Source organism: Streptomyces griseorubiginosus, from assembly GCF_017614965.1.
Classification (GTDB): domain Bacteria; phylum Actinomycetota; class Actinomycetes; order Streptomycetales; family Streptomycetaceae; genus Streptomyces; species Streptomyces griseorubiginosus_B.
Map to the genome: position 1 here is coordinate 1 of NZ_WVUG01000057.1, position 18,064 is coordinate 18,064.

Annotated in this window: 14 protein-coding genes; 4 read left to right on the plus strand and 10 right to left on the minus strand. The window is 71.6% G+C overall.

Annotated features, from left to right (window positions below):
* From GRC12_RS13940 to GRC12_RS13960, 5 genes are all read right to left on the minus strand, one after another.
* The coding region (locus GRC12_RS13940; protein ID WP_244372791.1) for a condensation domain-containing protein at positions 1-1,124 on the minus strand (1,124 nt) is incomplete at its 3' end.
* A 67-nt stretch (positions 1,125-1,191) separates the two neighbouring features.
* On the minus strand, positions 1,192-1,464 hold the full coding sequence (locus tag GRC12_RS13945) for an acyl carrier protein (RefSeq protein WP_208779556.1): 273 nt from the start codon (positions 1,462-1,464) through the stop codon (positions 1,192-1,194).
* A gap of 77 nt (positions 1,465-1,541) precedes the next feature.
* A complete protein-coding gene (locus tag GRC12_RS13950; RefSeq protein ID WP_208779557.1) occupies positions 1,542-2,441 on the minus strand; it encodes a hypothetical protein in 900 nt (299 codons plus the stop codon).
* Positions 2,438-4,216: an acyl-CoA dehydrogenase family protein gene (locus GRC12_RS13955; protein WP_208779558.1), complete on the minus strand. Its 1,779-nt coding sequence runs from the start codon at positions 4,214-4,216 to the stop codon at positions 2,438-2,440. The genes GRC12_RS13950 and GRC12_RS13955 overlap by 4 nt, the downstream gene beginning before the upstream one ends.
* On the minus strand, positions 4,213-5,997 hold the full coding sequence (locus GRC12_RS13960; RefSeq protein ID WP_208779559.1) for a fatty acyl-AMP ligase: 1,785 nt from the start codon (positions 5,995-5,997) through the stop codon (positions 4,213-4,215). The genes GRC12_RS13955 and GRC12_RS13960 overlap by 4 nt, the downstream gene beginning before the upstream one ends.
* Positions 5,998-6,341: 344 nt before the next feature.
* On the opposite strand from GRC12_RS13960, the gene GRC12_RS13965 reads away from it, so the two are divergent.
* From GRC12_RS13965 to GRC12_RS13980, 4 genes are read left to right on the plus strand one after another with little or no spacing between them, the layout of a single operon-like run.
* Positions 6,342-6,779 (plus strand): cobalamin B12-binding domain-containing protein, encoded by a 438-nt coding sequence (locus tag GRC12_RS13965; RefSeq protein ID WP_208779560.1) that lies wholly within the window; start codon positions 6,342-6,344, stop codon positions 6,777-6,779.
* Positions 6,776-8,032, plus strand: coding sequence for a methylaspartate mutase (locus tag GRC12_RS13970; protein WP_208779561.1), 1,257 nt, complete (start codon positions 6,776-6,778; stop codon positions 8,030-8,032). The genes GRC12_RS13965 and GRC12_RS13970 overlap by 4 nt, the downstream gene beginning before the upstream one ends.
* Positions 8,029-8,868, plus strand: a complete 840-nt coding sequence (locus tag GRC12_RS13975) for an ABC transporter permease (RefSeq protein WP_208779562.1) — start codon at positions 8,029-8,031, stop codon at positions 8,866-8,868. The genes GRC12_RS13970 and GRC12_RS13975 overlap by 4 nt, the downstream gene beginning before the upstream one ends.
* Before the next feature lie 44 nt (positions 8,869-8,912).
* A complete protein-coding gene (locus GRC12_RS13980) occupies positions 8,913-9,857 on the plus strand; it encodes a TauD/TfdA family dioxygenase (RefSeq protein WP_208779563.1) in 945 nt (314 codons plus the stop codon).
* A 66-nt stretch (positions 9,858-9,923) separates the two neighbouring features.
* Here the strand turns inward: GRC12_RS13980 and GRC12_RS13985 are convergent, their stop codons facing one another.
* Genes GRC12_RS13985 through GRC12_RS14005 form a run of 5 tightly spaced genes read right to left on the minus strand, consistent with a single transcriptional unit; the run spans position 9,924 to position 17,949 of the window.
* Positions 9,924-10,838, minus strand: coding sequence for a GHMP family kinase ATP-binding protein (locus GRC12_RS13985; RefSeq protein ID WP_308286549.1), 915 nt, complete (start codon positions 10,836-10,838; stop codon positions 9,924-9,926).
* Between the two features lie 10 nt (positions 10,839-10,848).
* The gene (locus GRC12_RS13990; RefSeq protein ID WP_208779565.1) at positions 10,849-14,139 is read right to left on the minus strand and encodes a non-ribosomal peptide synthetase; all 3,291 of its coding nucleotides are present in this window, start codon (positions 14,137-14,139) and stop codon (positions 10,849-10,851) included.
* Positions 14,136-15,410: an ATP-grasp domain-containing protein gene (locus GRC12_RS13995; protein WP_208779566.1), complete on the minus strand. Its 1,275-nt coding sequence runs from the start codon at positions 15,408-15,410 to the stop codon at positions 14,136-14,138. Before GRC12_RS13995 ends, GRC12_RS13990 begins: the two co-directional genes overlap by 4 nt.
* A complete protein-coding gene (gene argH, locus GRC12_RS14000) occupies positions 15,407-16,879 on the minus strand; it encodes an argininosuccinate lyase (RefSeq protein WP_208779567.1) in 1,473 nt (490 codons plus the stop codon). The genes GRC12_RS13995 and argH overlap by 4 nt, the downstream gene beginning before the upstream one ends.
* Positions 16,876-17,949 (minus strand): cysteine synthase family protein, encoded by a 1,074-nt coding sequence (locus GRC12_RS14005; RefSeq protein WP_244372793.1) that lies wholly within the window; start codon positions 17,947-17,949, stop codon positions 16,876-16,878. Before GRC12_RS14005 ends, argH begins: the two co-directional genes overlap by 4 nt.
* Positions 17,950-18,064: the final 115 nt, after the last annotated feature.

An 18,064-nucleotide genomic window follows, 5' to 3' on the forward strand; every position in this document is an offset into this window, starting at 1 on the left:
ACGGACGGGGCGGGACCGAAGCGGGGCTCGTTGGCAAAGGCCATGATGTTGACGGTCGGGCCGAGACGGGTCTGTCCGCCGCCGGAGAGGCCGAGTTCGTGGATGAGCTCCTCGCCGCGGAAACGCTGGTGACGGATCACGTCCGCGAGCGACCGGGACACCTGGGAGGCGAGGTCGGCGAAGGGGGTGTCGGGCGTGGTCGTCACGCGCAGGGGGAGAACGTTGACCATGGCGCTCGGGGTGGTCAGGGAGGTGCGGCCGGTGCGGCCCGCGAGCGGCAGCGAGAACGTGAAGTCGGTGCGGCCGGTGATCCGGTGGAAGAAGGCCGCGGTGGCCGCGAGCGCCAGGGCCGGCCACTGCACGCCGAGGCGGGCGGCCGTGTCGGCGAGTGCGCGGGCCAGCGGGGCCGGAAGGGTGTGGACGTGGCGGAGCACGCTGTGGGTGCCGGTGGACGGGCGGCCCGCGAGGGACACCGGGTCGGGCAGGTCGGTGAAGACCCCCCGCCAGTACGCGCGGTCCTGGGCCCGGCGACGCGAGCCGGCGTAGGCCGCCTCGTCCGCGACGACCTGGTCCAGGGGTGCGAAGCCCGTACGCGCGGGGTCTTCTCCGGCGAGCAGAGCCGTGTACAGGGCGGCGACGCGGGCGGCGTAAACGGAATGGCCGAAGCCGTCGAGGACGGCGTGGTGGTAGCCGTGGAAGTACCAGTGCCGGTCGTCGGCCAGGACGATCAGGGCCTGTTCGCTCAGGGGACCGCGGTCCAGGTCGAAGGGCCTGGTCATGCGCTCGTTCATCCACCGGTGCGCGGCGGCCTCCGGATCGGCGGTCGCTCGCAGGTCGAGAAGGCGGAGCGGGTCCGGCCCGGTGGGCTCGACCATCTGGTGGAGGGCCACATCCCGGCCCGCGCCGGTGTCCTGCTCGTCCTGGACGAAGTACGAACGCAGGGCCTCTGTCTCCTCGACGCCCCGTCGTACGGCCTCGGCGAAGACCGCGGTGTCGAGCGGGCCGGAGATCTCGTAGTAGCCACCGCAGTTGTAGAGGGGGCTGTCCGCGTGCAGGTGCTGGGCGACCCATATGCCGGACTGGGCGGCCGAGACGGGTCGACGGAGCAGACGGGCTTCGGACATGGAAGTGCGGTCCTCTCGGTTCTGCGGAGGTGGTGGACTGCGGCGGTCTGCGAGCGAGGGCGAACCGTCAGCCGTTCAGGGCCAGTTCCTCGGCCAGGGCCTTGCTCAGTGCGTCGATCGTGGGGTTGTCCCACATGATCGCCGGGTCGAGGGAGACGTCGAGGTGGTCCTCGAGTTCGGCGATGACCGAGAGGGCGTACACCGAGTCGAGCCCGTAGTCGGAGAGGGGTACGGAGGCGTCGATCGTGTCGGCGGGCCGTGCCAGATGCATGGCCACGCATTCGGTGAGCCAGCGGACGAGGCTCTGTGCAGAGTGGATCTCGACGTCGGACTCGGGCATGGGACTGTCCTTTTCGGTGGGCCGGCCGGATGGCGGCGCGTTACACGTTCCGGGCGGGGGCTCGGGTGCTGAGGTGTTCAGGGGCGGTCCGGGAGCCGGCGTTCGGCCAGGTCGAAGGAGCGCCCGTTGTCGTAGCGGCGGATCAGATCTCCGTACAGGCGCTCCTGGACCGCGCCGGAGGGCTGCCGTACGCGTCGGGCATGCGTGGCGAGGATCCCGCCGGGGGCGGCCGTCATGAACTCGGGCGCCAGCAGTGCGGCGGCCCGCGGAGCCGTGACCAGTTCGGTGAACGGCAGGCGGCGCGGGGCCGGGCTCGGGGGTCGGTCGGTGGCGAACAGTTCCCGCTGGGTCTGGTGCAACAGCATCTGGAAGACAGCGTGTTCGCCTGCCCTGATGTAGAAGCGCGACCCCATCAGAACCGACAGCCGATCCAGCGCGCTCTGGATCACCCTCGGCACCAGATGCCGTACTGCCTGCTCGTGGACGCCTTCATGGGCGGGCAGGGGGTCCTCGTCCCGGACCGCGAGGGTGGTCAGGACGTCGCACAGCAACAGGTCGGCATGGACTCCCGACAGCACCTCGCGCAGTCGGGGGATGTCGACGGCGGCCGCTCCGTAGAGGTGCCTGCCCCGCAGATGGCGCACGGTGACGCGGAGTGCCGAGTCGAGGGCGCCGACAGCCGCTCCGATGCGCACGGCCGCGGCTTGCATTCCGGCGTCCGGAAGGCCCGGGCGGACGGGACGGGCGAGGTGGGGCGAGCGGCGGTACAGGGCGCGCAAGGCGTGCAGCCATGCCTCGGGAGGGGTGTTCCCGCTCCTCGTGAGGGCAGCGGGAAGCGGTTCCCCGACGGTGGACCGGCCCGTTTCGCTCGCGGCGAGGATCGCCCGGAAGCCGGTTGGACTGGTGGTGTCGTAGGGGTCGCCGAGATGATGTTCGACCTCCTCGGCGAGGGCCGTGGGGGCGGTGACTGTGGTCATCGGACCGTGCCCTCCAGGGAGTCGAGGAGTGAGGGGACCGTGCCGGGACGTGCGGACAGCAGGGCGTCCGCGAGGATGTCGAGGTCCTCGCGTTCGGTTTCCCCGACCGGCTCCCCGAGTTCGGTGAGGGCGGTGACCAGGCAGCCACGCAGCCACGCCTCGTCGAGGCCATCACGTCGGCGCAGCCACAGGTGCAGGGCGGCGGCCGCGGCGAAGCACAGTTCGTACCGCTCGGCGAGTTCGAAGGCGTGGCCGGGCACCGCACGCGGTGGGAAGCGCACGGCCGCCATCTCCTCATGGAGCCGGTCGGTTGCCCGCCGCAGCCGTTCGGCCAGGGTGGCGAGCCGGTCGGAAGCGGCCTCGGTCACCGCCAGGTCGTGGACTCGGTCCACGGCGGCGGGCAGCCCGGCGACGACGGAGGCGCCGGTGCCCGACAGCAAGCTCAGCGCCCGGGGATCGAACGGCCGGAGCCGGGCCCCGAGGTCGGTCGCCTCGTCAAGGCCCTCCTCGTCCTGGCGGCCCGTGCGGTAGCCGCGGGACAACCTGGCGAACTGGTCGATCAGGGCGTTGCGGTTGACCAGACTGCTGCCGTCGAAGATGCCGATGATGCGGTGGTCCCTCTCCAGTTTCGCGAAGCGCCCGTGCCCGTCGGCGTCGAGCAGGCCGTACGGGCCGAGGGAGTGGAGCAGCCGGGCCACGAGGTCGTCCACCTGGGCGGGCACGTAGGCCTTGGCGACGGCGGAGACGACGCTCATCTCTGCGGTGAGGGCGTGTACGGCTCGCACCGCGACCAGTCCGGTGGCCTCCGCGAGCAGCAGACCGGCCATCGCGGCACCCAACTCGCGGCGGACATGCGGTAGTTCTGAGATCGATGTTCCGTCGTCGGTGGTGGCGGTGGTGGTGAACCGGGCGGCCAGGCTCAGGGCGTGGTCGCCGGCGCCGAGGGACATCGCCACGCAGCCGGTGCGGGTGAGGTGCAGGGCCTTGAGGATGATCTCGACGCCGCGGCCGGCCTCGCCGATGAGGGCGTCGGACGGCACCCGCACGTCGTGGAATTCCATACCGCTGATGTCCGCGCCGCGGATTCCGTAGGTGGGCACCTTGGGCAGCGGATTCAACTGCTCAGAGGTGAGCCGGCTCTTGTCGACGAGGAAGAGACTGAAGCCGCGCGGGCCGCCGGCCGGGTCGGTACGGGCCAGCACGGTGACCAGGTCGGCCCTGGTGATGTTGTTGATCAGCCACTTCTCGCCGGTGACGCGCCAGCCCGCGCCCCCGTCGGCCTCTCGCGCCGTGACCTCTCCGGCCAGCAGATCGCTGCCGTGGTGCCGCTCCGTCAGCGCGCAGGAGACGACGGCGCCCTCGGCGATGCGGCGGCCCAGCCATGTCGCCCGGTCGGGTGCGCCGGCGATCCAGGTGGACACGGCTCCGAGGTACGTCTTGCCGTGGGCGGCCGCCACCGTCAGGTCCACGCGCGAGACCGCACGCAACAGTCGCATCACCGTGCTGAAGTCGTCGAGTGCGCCCCCGTGTTCAACCGGAACGTAGTACCGGGGGAGTCCGAACTCGTCGAGAGCCCGGCACGCCTCCGCGGGAAACCCCTCCCGCGCGTCCAGTGCGCCCAGCGCCTCGGCGGAGAACGGTCCGCCGGCCACCGCCAGTTCGTCCAGGCGCCGCACCAGCTCCGGCACGGGGTCGGAACCGCCCGCCGGCACCGGCGCTGGTGAACGGGCTGCCGTACCCGTCGCGGCTGAGGCGTGCGGTGTCGTGGCGGTCATGCCCCGACCGTCTCTTCGTCCGGTACGGCGGGCAGCAGGTCGGGCTGGTATTCGGCGTAGGTCGGCTGGAGGGCTCCGGTCCGGAAGAGTTCACGCATCGCCGAACGCTGGATCTTGCCGCTGGTGGTGCGGCGCACTCCGCCGGGGCGCAGCAGCAGGACGGCTCCGACAGGGGCGCCGAACTCGCGGGCGACGGTGAGTCGCATGCCCGTCGCGAGTTCCCTCAGCCGCTCCTCGTCCTTGATGCCGCGGACCTCGTGGGTGACGACCAGTACGTCGTCCTGGCCGTTGCCGCCCAGGCCGGGCACCGAGAAGCAGGCGCCGACGAGATTGCCCAACTCTGGCTGCTGGACCCGGAGTTCGTGTTCGATGTCCTGCGGATAGAGGTTTCGGCCGCGCAGGTTGAGCACGTCCTTGATGCGGCCCGTGATGTAGACCTCGCCCTGGTACAGGGCACCGAGATCGCCGGTGCGCAGGTATCCGGTGTCGCCCTCGGCGGTGGTGGCCCGGAAGTCGGCCTCGTTGGTCGCGTCACGACCCCAGTAGCCGTGTCCCACGACCGGGCCCCGCAGCCAGAGTTCACCGACGCCGCCCTCGGGCAGGGGGCGGAGGGTGTCGGGATCGACGACCCGTACCTCGGCACCGCGCGGCGGTCCGCAGCCGACCACGTCACGGCCGGCCTGATCGGCGTCGGCGACGGGCCGGAACTCGTTGCGCTCGAGGAGGTCGGCGTCGACCTGCAGGCTGCGCGGCGGGCCGTCGATGGCACCGGAGACGAAGAGGGTCGCCTCGGCCATGCCGTAGCAGGGGGCGAGCGCGTCGGCACGCAGCCCGTGGTCCGCGAACTTCCGGTGGAACCGGTCCAGGACGGCGGCCCGCACGGGTTCGGAGCCGTCGACGGCATGGCGCCAGCGGGAGAGGTCGAGTCCCTCGGCCTGGGCGTCGGTGACGCGCCGGCTGCACACCTCGTAGGCGAAGTCGGGTGCGGCGGAGTAGTGGATGTCAAACCGGTCGATCATGCGCAGCCACAGGTGGGGTCGCTTCAGGAAGGTGCTGGGACTCATCAGCACGGTGGCGGAGCCGGTCATCAGCGGCGGCAGCATCAGGCCCATCAGACCCATGTCGTGAAAGTGGGGTATCCAGCCGCCGCCACGTGTGGTGTCGTCGAGTTTCAGGACGTCGGCGATGTGGGCGGTGTTGTGCAGCAGGTTGCCGTGACTGATCATCACGCCCTTGGGGTCACCGGTGGAGCCCGAGGTGTACTGGAGCACGGCGAGTGTCGTGTGGTCGGTGGACGGCATGGTCCAGGCGTCGGGTGCGGGTCCGGCGCCGTCGTCGGTGGCCATCAGGGGGAGGTGGCCGAGCCCCTCCTCGGCGAGCCATTCCTCGACATCGCCCCGGGTCGGGGTGTCGGTCAGGATCGCCGTGGCGCCCGCGTCGTCCGCGATGCGCCGGACCCGGTGCCGCTCGTGGCGGTAACGACCGGGAAGCGAGGAGGGGACCGCGACGACGCCGGCGTACAGGCAGCCGAGGAACGCGGTCACGAACCCGAGCCCGGCGGGGTACAGCAGCACGGCACGATCACCGGGCCCGACCCCGGCGAGCCGCAGCCGCACGGCCAGGCCGCGGGCCCGCGCGTCCAGTTCGGCATAGGTCAGCCACTGCGCCCCGTCCTCCCGAACGGGATCCGTCACAAATGCCGCCGCCTCTTTTTCCGGCCGGTTTTCCGCATGCCGTCGGAGTACTGCGGTGACACTGGGGGCGGTGACGATTCCCGCCATATTCGTGGCCCTGCCCTTCGGGGTCGAGAACGGGGTTTCAATGCGCCGGACCGGCACTGCCGTGACTTTCTACCGGCTGCCCCTGGGGCGGGGAAGGCGGCTGACAGCAAACTGCACGCGACGTCCGGCCACCCTCCAGCAACAGGGACAAATCTCCCGTAACGGCAGGCGGTTCGGGAGGCGGCAAGGCCAGTACCGGCCAGGCGTACCCCGGTCACGGGCCCATTGACGACAGTAGAGTCAAGAACCGACCGCATTGCGAAGAACAGTCCAGCCGCCGAGTGCACCGCGTTTCCAGCTGTCCTACAGGGAAACGCCCGGCACTCCCCGAATCCGGGATTCCAATGAATTCCACGCATGGCATCCACCTGCCTTCCGTGCTGATCACCGGCACGTCTTCCGACGCCCACACCTGGAATCTCATATTTCTCCAGTTACTCCTGGAGGAATGGGGCCACGACGTCATCAACCTCGGCCCCTGCGCGCCCGACGAACTGGTGCTGCGGTCCGCCCTGGAACAGAGGCCTGATCTGCTCGTCGTCAGCAGCGTCAACGGCCACGGCCATCAGGACGGTCTGCGGCTCGTGCGGACCCTGCGCGGCCGCCCGCAACTCGCCGCCACCACCATGGTGATCGGCGGCAAGCTGGGTACCGACGGACTGCGCGACCTCGGGCAGCTGCGCCGGCTGCTCGACGCGGGTTACGACCGGGTCTTCGACGACGGGGACGTGGCCTCCTTCCACGCCCTGGTGTCCCGGTTGCCGGTCCGAGCGGCGTCGTGACGCGGGTGTCCTTCGGCGACTTCGTGGCCGGGGCCCGGGCCAACGGCACGCTCGTCGTCCAGCCCCGGATGGGGTTCGGCGATCCCCGTCGCATGCGCGAGGGGCTGGCCCGCACCCGGGCCGCAGACGCGGTCACGGTGGGGACGCTGACCCTGGACAGCTACACCAGGGTGCGTGACCTCGTCGCCGCCCGCCAGGCCCTGGACGACGGTGTCCCGCTCAACGGCTACCCGATCTGCACCCACCCCCTGGAGACCTCGCGCGCCGTGCTGAACGGCATCCACACCGCCTCTTTCCCCGTCCAGGTGAGGCACGGCTCCGCGCGGCCCGAGCACATCGTGGCGGCGCTGCTCGCCCTCGGACTGGAAGCGACCGAAGGCGGGCCGGTCTCGTACTGCCTGCCCTACGGCCGCACCCCGCTGCAGGAGGCGGTGGCGAGTTGGCGCAGGTCCTGCGAGATGCTCGCCCGGCACACCGGTGACGGCCGGGTGCCGCATGTGGAGAGCTTCGGCGGCTGCATGCTGGGGCAACTGTGCCCACCGGCCGTTCTGGTCGCCGTCGCCGTCCTCGAGGGTCTGTTCTTCACCCAGCACGGCCTGCGCAGCGTCTCGTTGAGCTACGCCCAGCAGACCAGTCCGGAGCAGGACCTGGAAGCGGTGGCGGCGCTGCGGCTGCTCGCCGGCGAGTTGCTGGGGCACGTCGACTGGCATGTCGTGCTCTACACCTACATGGGCGTGTATCCCCTCTCGCGCGGGGGCGCGCTGGCCCTGCTGGAAGCAGCGGCGCGGCTCGCGGTCGCCTCGGGGGCCTCCCGGCTGATCGTGAAGACCGCCGCGGAGGCGCACCGCATCCCGACCATCGCGGACAACGTGGAGGCACTGGAGACGGCCGCACGCGCCGCGGCAGAAGCCCCCGCACCCCCGCGGCCCCGACCGGCCGACGCCGACTCCGAGGTGTACGCGGAGGCCCGCACCCTCGTGCACACCGTGCTGGGACTGCACGACGACGTGGGCACGGCCCTGTTGACGGCCTTCCGGCGTGGTCTGCTCGACATTCCCTACTGCCTGCACCCCGACAACGCGGGCCGGGCCAGGAGTTTCATCGACCGCGACGGACGGCTCCGCTGGGCGGACACGGGTGCGCTCCCCCTCCCCCGTGCCGCCGTGTCCGCCGCCCGCAAGGTCACGTCCGCCGACCTGCTCGCGGCGCTGTCGCACGTACAACGGGCCTACGATCACGGAGGAACCCCATGACCAGCACCTCGTCGCCGCCCTGCACGTCTCGCGACACCGGGCCGGGACCTGCCTGGCGCGGCACCGGCCCCACCGCGCAGTTGCTCATCCTCACCGGCCGGGCGGTCAGGGCGAACTTCACACATGTCAAGGTCGTGGTGCTGAGCATGCTGCAGCCGGTGTTCATGCTGCTTCTGCTCAGCCAGGTCTTCGGCGCCATCGTGGACCGCGGTCATCTGCCGGACGGCGTGGCCTACCTGGACTTCCTGCTCCCCGCCCTGCTGGTGACCACCGGCATCGGTCCCGCGGTCGCCTCGGGCATCGGTCTGGTCCGTGACATGGACAACGGCGCCGTGGCACGGCTGCGCACTCTGCCGATCCACGCCCCGTTGCTGCTGTTCGCCCGCAGTTTCGCCGATCTGCTGCGTACCACGGCCCAGTTGGTGATCCTCGTCGTGGTGGCGGTGGCCTTCCTGCGCGCCGATCCGGCCGGCGGACTGCCGGGGCTGCTGGCGGCGGTCCTGCTGACCTGCGCCGTCGTTTGGGCGATGACCTGGATCTTCCTCGCGCTGGGGGCCTGGCTGCGCAACGCGGAGGCCATGCAGAGTGCCGGCTATCTGGTCACGTTCCCGCTGATGTTCGCCTCCAGCGCCTTCGTCCCCAAGGACCGGCTTCCGGACTGGCTCCAGGTCCTGGCGACGGTCAACCCGCTGTCGTACGCGATGGACGCCAACCGTGCGCTCGCCCTCGGCCAGCCGCTGGGCACCCATGTGTGGTCCGCGCTGGGCACCAGCGTCCTGGTCGCCGTCGCCGGATCCGTCGCGGCCGTACGGGCCTTCCGGCGCCCGCCGGCCTGAACCGCATCCCCGCCATCTCACCGAGAGACGAAAGAGGTCCCACCATGCCCGGAACCGGATCCGGCCCCGTCGTCCGGCTCGACACGACGCAGGCGCCCCCCGGCGCCGCCGTCGACTGGCTGACCGAACACCGCCCGGAGATCAGGCAGGCGGTCGCCCGCAGCGGAGCCGTCCTGGTGCGCGGACTGCGCCTGGACGACCGGGCGACCGCCGTCGCGGCCGTGGGTCGGGTCATCGGCGACCCGCTGATCGAACGTGAGGGGTTCGCGCCGCGCGACATCCACGGACAGGGCGTCTACTCCTCCACGCACTGGCCGGCCGACCAGCCCATGTGCATGCACCACGAGCTCAGTCACGCGCCCTCTGCCCCGCAGCTCATGGCGTTCGCGTGCCTCACCCCGCCGACCGACGGCGGGATCACGGCGATCGCCGACAGCCGGGCGGTGCTGCGAGATCTGCCCCCGGACCTCGTCAGCCGGTTCGAGCGCCACGGCTGGCGGCTCACCCGCCACTACAACCCGTTCGTCGGCATCGCCTGGCAGGACGCCTTCGGCACCGACGACCCCGCGGTCGTGGACCGTTACTGCGCCGAACACGGCATCGAGGCGCGCTGGGACGCCGATGGCGCGCTGCGCACGGCGCAGACCCGGCCGGCCGTCGTCCGGCATCCACAGACCGGTGAGCGGTGCTGGTTCAACCAGGTCGCGTTCCTCAACGAGTGGACGATGGCACCCGAGGTCCGCGAGTTCCTGACGGCCGAGTTCGGCCCGGAGGGCCTGCCCTTCAACACGTTCTGCGGCGACGGCACCCCCCTCGACCGCGCGAGCGTCGACCTCGTCAACGAGGTGTACGAGGCGCACACCGTGCGCGAGCCGTGGCAGCGGGGCGATCTCCTCCTGATCGACAACGTGCGCACGGCGCACAGCCGCGAACCCTACCGGGGCGAGCGGGAGATCATCGTGGGCCTCGGCGAACCGTTCCGGCCGTAACGGCGGCACCACGCCGAGGGGGCCGCACCCGGAAACCGGGGACGGCCCCCTTCTGTGGCCCTGGGCTCAGTGGAAGCTCAGCGTGCGGTACACCGTCACGTTGCCGACGAGTTCCTGGCAGGCCTGCGCGGCGGCGGTGAGCCGGCTGTGGAAGTGCGGCGCCGAGGTGTCCAGCAGGATCCCCAGCGTGGTACCGCTGTGCCCGACGACCACGCCCAGACCGCCCGCCTCTCGGCAGATGGCGATCATCGGCTCGAGCGACCACTTGTGCCGCAGCACCTGGTTCATCCGCGCGCTCGCGGTCGCCACCGCGCCCGTCTCGGCCAGGTCCTGCCGGGCCACGGCGCCGGTGATCCGGTCCAGAAGCCGGACGTACTCCCGCTTGTCCGCGGCAGTGAAGGGCTTGGGGATGTTGTTGAAGTCGACCGTGTCGACGGCGCCGCCCTCGTCGACGCTGACCACCGCCATCGACGGCAGGGAGCCGAGCCGGGCACGCAGCCGCACGCTGCGGTGGTGGAAGGCCACCACCGACGGGTACAGCACGCCGTCGGTCGGTTCGATCCTGGCGAGATACGACTCGATACGCCGAGGCGGCATCGGCTCCTCCAGTGCGTTGGCGACGGCACGGGCCGTCGCCACCAGGTCCGCGGAGGAGCTGGCCAGCCCCTTGCCCTCGGGCAGCGAGCTGTCGATCCGCAGCACACCGCCCGCGGGCCGCCGGGCGTCATCCATGATCATCGAAGTGAGTCTCAGGGCCTTCTTCTTGTGCGGCGGCCACACCTCGAGCGCCTCGGTGTGCGGGTCCACCTCGAAACGGGCCACGGCCCACCGGGCGACGGGAAGGGTGACCAGGAAGTCCCCGTCCGTCTCCGGCAGAACGCCCTGCAGGAGCTCACCGAACGTGCCGAAGGCCGAGCTCACGCCGGTGGCGGCTACCCGGCGGTAGTCCGCGTGGAGCGCCGTCGTGTCGATCGTCGTCACCCTGGTCCTCCTAGTTCCGGTGCTCGGTCCCGGGGCAGCCGGCCCGTACCAGCGCGGCGGTGTCCGCCGGTCGTGTGCTGACGAAGTAGTGGCCACCCTGGTCCAGTTCATGGAGGGTCACCCGGTCGGAGACCGCCTTCCAGTCCCCGTGTCCCTCGGCGAAGTGCGCCGTCGAGGCGTCGTCACGGGCGACGACCACCTCGAGCGGGGCGTCGATGCGGTGACTCTCGGAGTCCTCACGGATCCGGATCAGATGGCTGTTGGCGGTGAGGACGTCGTGCCGGTAGGCCCGCCCCACCACGTCCGCCCGCTCCGGCTTGAGCTCGTCGAGTTCGACGTAGGCGTTGTCGGCGCGCAGCCGGGAGAGCAGGGCCCGGTTGTCCGCGCCGGATACATCCGCCATCTCCGCGCGCAGCGCGTCGGTGTCCTCCAGCAGCAGGGCGCCCACGAAGACGCGCTCGGCGGCGCGGCCCGCCTCCTGGAGCAGCCGGGCGGTCTCCAGAGCGGCGGCCGCGCCCGCGCAGTGGCCCCACAGCAGCACGGGCGTGGTGACCCGCTCGGCGATCTCATCCCGTACCCGCCGGGCGATCTCCGGGATCTCCGCCATCGGCTCCTCGGCACCCGCGAAGTCGTGACCGGGCAGTTCGACACCGAGCACGGCGATGCCGTCTGTCTCCAACTCAGCGGCCAGGGAGCGGAAGTTGACGGCGTTGCCACCCGCGTAGGGGAAGCACACCAAGGTCCGGTGGGGGTTCCGGGCCGCGGCCAGCGGCTGCAACAGCCCGTTCGTGGCCGCTCGTTCACCGCCCCGGTCGTGTTCCGTGAGCACCGTCGCGAGCTCGGCGAGCACGGGGTGGGCGACCAGGTCCTTCAGGGACAGTGCCCGGTCCAGCTGGACCAGCAGGCGCACCGCGGCCAGCGAGGTACCGCCGAGCTCGAAGAAGTTGTCGTCCCGGCCGATACGCTCCAGCGGCACGCCCAGCACCTGCGCCCACAGCATCGCCAGCCGCTGTTCGGCTGAAGTGCCGGGCGCCGCGTACGTCGCGCCGCCGTGGCCGAGGGTGCCGGCGAGCCGGACCAGGGCCTTCTTGTCGATCTTGCCGTTCTCGGTGAGCGGAAGCCGCTCCAGCTGGTGGAAGTAGGTCGGGACCATGTACTCGGGAAGCTGCCGGGCCAGGAAGTCCCGGGCTCGCTCGGTGACCGCCTCCGCACCTGTTTCCGTGCCACTGCCGACGCCGCCGTCCCCACCGCTGAAGAACGCCACGAGATTGCGCGGTCCGTCCCCGGAGCCGTCGATGACGACCGCGGCCTCGCGGACGCCCGGCATGCCCAGCAGCTTGTTCTCGATCTCGCCGATCTCGATCCGGAAGCCCCGGATCTTCACCTGCTCGTCCCGCCGCCCCAGATACTCGATGCGCCCCTCGGGAAGCCAGCGTCCGAAGTCCCCGGTGCGGTACATCCGGGTGCCGGGGCGGAAGGGGTCGGGGACGAAGGCCTCCCGGGTGCGTTCATCGTCGTTGATGTAGCCCCGGCCCACGCACACACCGGAGAACGCGATCTCACCGGGCGAGCCGAGCGGGACCAGCGCGAGGTTCTCGTCGAGCACATAGGTGTTGACGTTGCGCAGGGAGCGGCCGACGGTGACGAAGTCGCGGTCCGGTACCCGGTCCAGCACCTCGTGCATGGTGTCGTCGGACACCTCGGTGGCACCGTAGGCGTTGACCAGTCTGATGTCCGGGTAGAGGGCGAACCACCGTTGCACCAGTTCGTACTTGAGGGCCTCTCCGGTGACCGACACCGCGCGCAGCGCCCCGAGCGGGCGGGGGTGCTGTTCCAGGTGGGTGAGGAGCACCTCCAGATAGCTCGGCACGATCTGGGTGACGGTGACCCGGCCCGTGACGATCTCGTCGACGAAGCCGGCGACGTCGAGCAGGACGTCCGTGTCCACGACGCGCACACTGCCGCCGACCAGCAGGGGGGCCGCGAACTGCCACAGGGAGATGTCGAAGCACTGCGAGGCGGTCTGCGTGACGACCTCCGCGGCACCGTTCGTCATCTCCATGTCGTCGATCTTCATGTGGAGGTGGTTGAGCATGCCGACGTGCTCGCACAGGGCTCCCTTGGGGGCGCCGGTGGAGCCGGAGGTGAAGTAGATGTAGGCGGCCCGCCCTGGGGCGATCGGAAGGCCGGGGGCCTCGGCGGAGACGTCGGAGGCCTGGATCTCCGGTACGGCCAGGACGTACGGCTCGCGCCCGGTGAGCTCGCCCGCCAGAGCCACCAGGTCCGCGCTGCCGGGCTCGGTGAGCACGAAGGCACAGTCGCTGCGCCGGAGTTGGGCCGCTACACGGTCTGCGGGAAAGTCGGGGCGCACCGGGAGATAGACACCCCCGGCCTTGAACACGCCGAGCGCCGCGGCGATCCAGTCGAGGGTGCGGTCCATGACCACCGCGACGACGTCCTCGGCACGGACTCCCGCCGCCAGCAGCGCGTTGGCGACCCGGTTGGCCGCGCGGTCCAGCTCCCGGTAAGTCAGACGAAGGGGTCCGTGGACGGCGGCCACGGCGTCCGGCGACTTCCGCACCTGCTCCTCGAAGTGGTCCACGAAGGTGCCGTCGGACAACCCGGCGCGAGGGCCGGCGAGACCGTACAGCTGGGTGTCGGCCTCCTCGGCGGACAACAGGCTCTGCCGGTGGTGGAGTCCGTGCGGGTCCGCCGCGAGCAGGTGCAGTGCGCGCAGGTGGTATCCCGCCAGGCGACGGGCGTACCCCTCGTCGAGGTGGGCACGGTCGTACATCAGGCGCAGCGACAGCCCGCCGTGCTCCCGGGTGACGGCGGCCCTCAGGACGACTCCGGAGTCGAGGCCGTCGGCCTGCGGGCCCGCGCCGATGCCGCCGTCCGGTGCCCCGGTGTCCTGCGCGGCAAGACCCGACAGGTCGAACACCACCTCGGGCCGGCCCTCCGCGCGGTGTGCGGCGCCCAACGCGGCACCGGCGCGGTCGGTGAGCTCCGTCCACGTGCCGTCCGCGACCGTCAGGCGCAGCGTCGCCTCCGCCCGGCCCGCCGACGGCGCCAGACCGATGAGCAGGTCGGGCTCGGACGCCACGGTCGCCATGACCCTGGCATGCGCGGCGAGCAGGACGGCGGGCAGTCCGGCACCCATGACGGCGGCGTGCTCCTCCAGCGCCCGGGTGAGCGATGCGGGGAGCTCCTCGCCGTGCTCCGCAACGCCCTGCTTCTCGTCGAGCGGCATGGTCCATCTGGGGATTGTGGTGTACGTGTGCTGCGTGCGCGGCTCGCTCATCGGCCCCCGTTCCCTTCTTCCGGCGTCACCGGCTCGTCCAGCTCGATCCTGATCAGTCGTGCGGCGGACTCGGCTCGGAAGCCCGCCTGGGCGGTGTCAGGGCCCGTGGCGACCACACACCCCAGGCGGTCCTGGAACGAATGTGTGATCCGCACCTGCCGGCCGACGGCTGTGCCGGGCGCGGCCACCACGACGCCTGTCGACGCAGCCGCGTCCTCGACTCCGCCGATGGCGGTGACCACTCCCGCGTCGGCCGCCATGACGAAGCGCACGGCGGCGTGAGCGGCGGCCCGGGGGCCCGAGGCCGTGATCGGCGCCGTGTCCTGACCCGCGGCCCGGGCGATCACGGCGTCCACCAGGTCCGTCCCGGTCGCGGCGCGTACGGCGACGGGAATCATTCCGCCGGCGAGCCTCGGGTTGACCTCGATGACCACGGGCCCCTCGGCCGACCGGCGGATCTCGGTGTGGGCGGCTCCCCAGCCGAGTCCCAGGGCCTTCAGGGCCCGCAGGGCCGTGTCCCCGAGTTCGGCGGCGGTGCCGGGGTCCACGGGAGCGGGAACGTCGTGGCCCGTCTCCACGAAGTACGGCGCGGGGCCGGTGTGCTTGCCGACGACGGTGACGACGTCTCCGTCGAAGGTCTCGACGGAGAACTCCGGTCCGTCGATGGCGGCTTCCACGAGGATACGCGGGACGACCGGGTTGCCCCGCTCGTCCGTCGTCCGGCTCAGAAGCCGACGGGCCCAGTCCTCGGTCTCCACCGTGTCGGCGCACAGCCGTACGCCGTTGGAACCGGAGCCACTCACCGGCTTGAGTATCACCGGGTGGCCGATGGTCTCGGCCACCCGGACCGCCGCGGCCACGTCGGAGACCGCGGTCCAGGACGGCACGGGCACCCCGTGGTCGGCGAGCGCCGCGCGCTGGAGGTCCTTGGCCCGGCAGCGGGCGATCGCGTCACCGTCGGCCGTGGGCAGTCCGAGCCGCGCCGCGGCCCGGGCGGCGTCCGCCACGAAGTATTCGGAGCTGGAGGCGATCCCGGCCAGCCCGGCGTCGTCGGCCAGCCCTTGACAGGCCTCCACCACGGCCGCCAGGTCGGCCGTGTCCAGTACCAAGGTGTCGACGGCGTCCTCGACGACATAGGGGTAGCGGTCGGGGTCCCGGGTCAGCAGCACCGGCCGCATGCCGCGGGCACGGGCCGCCGCGCAGAACTCGCGTCCCGTACCGGTGGTGTTGCTCTCCAGGAGGGCGAACCACCGTGCCGTGGTGGTGTTCATACGGTCCCTCCCTGGTCCGCGCCGGCCACCACGGCGGCGACCGCCGCGTCGAGCTCCGCGGCCGCACGCGCCCGACGGGCCCGGTGCTCCGCGAGCTGTTCGGCGTGCCCGGTCAGCCGCTGCCGCAGTTCGTGGACGACGCCCTCGCAGGCACCGGGGCCACCGCCCACGTCGTGCGCGGCGACGAGTTCCGACAGCGCCGGGATCTCCGCGCTCACCTCGGCCCGCAGGCCGTCAGGCAGGGTGATCTTCGTCAGCTCGGACTCGCCGCCTTCGACCGCCTCCCGTACGGCGGCGCCGACCACGTGGTGCGCGGTACGGAACGGGACTCCCTGCCGCACCAGGCGATTGGCGATCACCGTGGCCGTGACGAAGCCCTCCCTGGCCCGTTGTTCCATCCGCCCGCGGTCCGGGCGGGCGCCGCTGACCAGCACCTGGGCGAGAAGCACGGTGTCGCGCACGGCGGCCAGGGCTGGCCAGGCGCCGCCGACCGCCTCGGTGCCGACCTCGATGGAGTTGGTGAACGGCGTCGACTTGATGGCGGCGGCCGACGCGGTCCACGCGCCGACGGCGGCGGCCGACTTGGCCTTCACATGCTCCAGCAGGAACGCGTTGCGCTTCTGCGGCATGGCCGAACTGCCGCCTACGAGCCGCTCGGGGAACTCCACGAAGGCGAACTCCTGTGTGCTCCACAGCTGGAGGTCGGTCGCGAGCCGGCTCAGTGTGAGCCCCGCGCCGGCCGCCGCCGCGAGGGCACGCAGCAGCGTGTCCCGGCTGGCCACCGCGTCGACGGCGTGCAGCGGCGGCCCGTCGAAACCGAGCAGTTCGGCCGTTCGGGAGGGGTCGATGGGCAGGTCCGTGCCGGAGACGGCGCCCGCCCCCAGGGGGCATCGGCTCTGCTCGTCGGCAGCGTGCCGGAGCGCGGCGATGTCCCGGTCCAGGGCCGTCGCGATCCCGGCGAGGTAGTAGCCGAAGGTGACGGGCATCGCCGGCTGGAAGTGGGTGTAGACGGGCATGACCACGTCCTGGTGGGCCCGGGCCCGGGAGAGCAGCACGGCCTGCAGCCGCAGCAGTTCACCGAGCAGGTCCGTCAGGACCTCACGCAGCCGCATGGCGGTGATGGTCGCCTTGATGTCGTTGCGAGAGCGGCCGGTGTGCAGCTTGCCGCCCACGTCCGCGCCGAGCCGCTCGATCAGATGGCTCTCGTACATGAGGTAGAGGCCACGCGGTGCCGGACGGTCGTGGAGTTCGGCGAAACCGTCGGCGCGCAGCGCGGTGATGGTGCGCAGGAGAGTGCCGGCCGCGGTCCGGGGCAGCAGCCTGCACTCGGTGAGCATCACCACGTGCGCGAGGTCGATGGTCGAGGTGTGGCCCAGCTCCTGGCGGACGGCGTCGGGGCCCGGTTCGCCGTAGACGACGCGGGCGGTCCGGGCGCCGAGCGTGCGGCTGAGCCGGCCCGTGCCGGTCATGACAGCACCGGGTCCGCGAGGGACCCGCCGGAGCGCGGCACCGTGCCGTGCACGTCCTCATAAGTGCGCCTGCCCCAGATCATCCGGGTCCAGACGTCACCGGCGTCGGCCGGCGAGTCGACCAGGAGCGGCTCGGCGGGCGGACTGGGGAGGGTGTGGCCGTTCTCGGTGAGCCAGGCGTCGTTGTAGACGGTCGCCAGGTAGCGATAGCCCTCGTCGGGGAGCATCACCACGCACAGTCCGCCGGGATTGCGCGCGGCCCACCACTGGGCGACCAGGTACGCGGCGCCGCTGGTGGGCCCCTGGAACAGGGCGTGGGTGGCGTGCAGTCGGCGGGTGTACGTGTACGCCTCGGGCGCCGAGCACCAGTGCACCTCGTCGAAGGCGGAGTGGTCGAGGTTCGCCGGCCACAGGCTGTTGCCGAGGCCGCGCAGGGCACGGGGGCCGTCGGGCTGCCCGAAGAGCACACTTCGGTGGCTGTCGACACCGATGGCCTGGGTGTGCGGGGTCAGTTCGCGCAGTCCGCGGACCGTGCCGCACATCGAGCCACCCGAGCCGACGGGCCCGACGAGGCAGTCGACCGTGCCGAGCGAGCGGGCGATCTGCTCGGCGACCACACCGTAGGAGCGCGGGTTGTCGGGGTTGCTGTACTGCTCGGGGCAGAAGGTCGAGGGGAGTTCGGCGCGGATCTCGGCAAGCCGGCGCAGTCGGGTCTCCTGGTAGCCGCCGACAGGCGCCGGTTCCTGGCAGATCTCCACCTCGGCGCCGAGATCGGTCAACCTTCGATAGAGGTTGGCGTCGATGGCCGGGTCACTGACCAGGATCAACTCACGTTCCATGAGGGCGGACTGCATCGCCAGTGCGAGGCCGAAGGTGCCCGACGTGGTCTCGACGATCACCGTCTCGGCGTCCAGCTCGCCACGGCTGTGGGCGTTTCGCAGGATGTAGCGCGCGGGCAGCAGCTTCATGAGGGAGAAGACCGCGCCGTACAGGTTGGGGCCGAGACGGACCAGACGCGGCATCATCGTCGCCTCGGTGATCGAGTGGTACGTCGGCGTGATCGCCGTCATGGAGGGCTCCCTGGAAGTTCAAGGCCGTCGGTGGGGGGCTGGGGTGAGGGCGCTGCGCGTCGGGCGGAGTCTCCGGATCCACGTGCGACGGGGCGCTGGTCCCAGGGGCTCACGT

Coding starts and splice junctions, on each gene's coding strand:
- GRC12_RS13960 (WP_208779559.1), bottom strand. CDS start 5,997: ATGGCGGGAATCGTCACCGCCCCCAGTGTCACCGCAGTACTCCGACGG.
- GRC12_RS13965 (WP_208779560.1), top strand. CDS start 6,342: ATGAATTCCACGCATGGCATCCACCTGCCTTCCGTGCTGATCACCGGC.
- GRC12_RS13980 (WP_208779563.1), top strand. CDS start 8,913: ATGCCCGGAACCGGATCCGGCCCCGTCGTCCGGCTCGACACGACGCAG.
- GRC12_RS14005 (WP_244372793.1), bottom strand. CDS start 17,949: ATGACGGCGATCACGCCGACGTACCACTCGATCACCGAGGCGACGATG.
- GRC12_RS13945 (WP_208779556.1), bottom strand. CDS start 1,464: ATGCCCGAGTCCGACGTCGAGATCCACTCTGCACAGAGCCTCGTCCGC.
- argH (WP_208779567.1), bottom strand. CDS start 16,879: ATGACCGGCACGGGCCGGCTCAGCCGCACGCTCGGCGCCCGGACCGCC.
- GRC12_RS13990 (WP_208779565.1), bottom strand. CDS start 14,139: ATGAGCGAGCCGCGCACGCAGCACACGTACACCACAATCCCCAGATGG.
- GRC12_RS13995 (WP_208779566.1), bottom strand. CDS start 15,410: ATGAACACCACCACGGCACGGTGGTTCGCCCTCCTGGAGAGCAACACC.
- GRC12_RS13975 (WP_208779562.1), top strand. CDS start 8,029: ATGACCAGCACCTCGTCGCCGCCCTGCACGTCTCGCGACACCGGGCCG.
- GRC12_RS13950 (WP_208779557.1), bottom strand. CDS start 2,441: ATGACCACAGTCACCGCCCCCACGGCCCTCGCCGAGGAGGTCGAACAT.
- GRC12_RS13955 (WP_208779558.1), bottom strand. CDS start 4,216: ATGACCGCCACGACACCGCACGCCTCAGCCGCGACGGGTACGGCAGCC.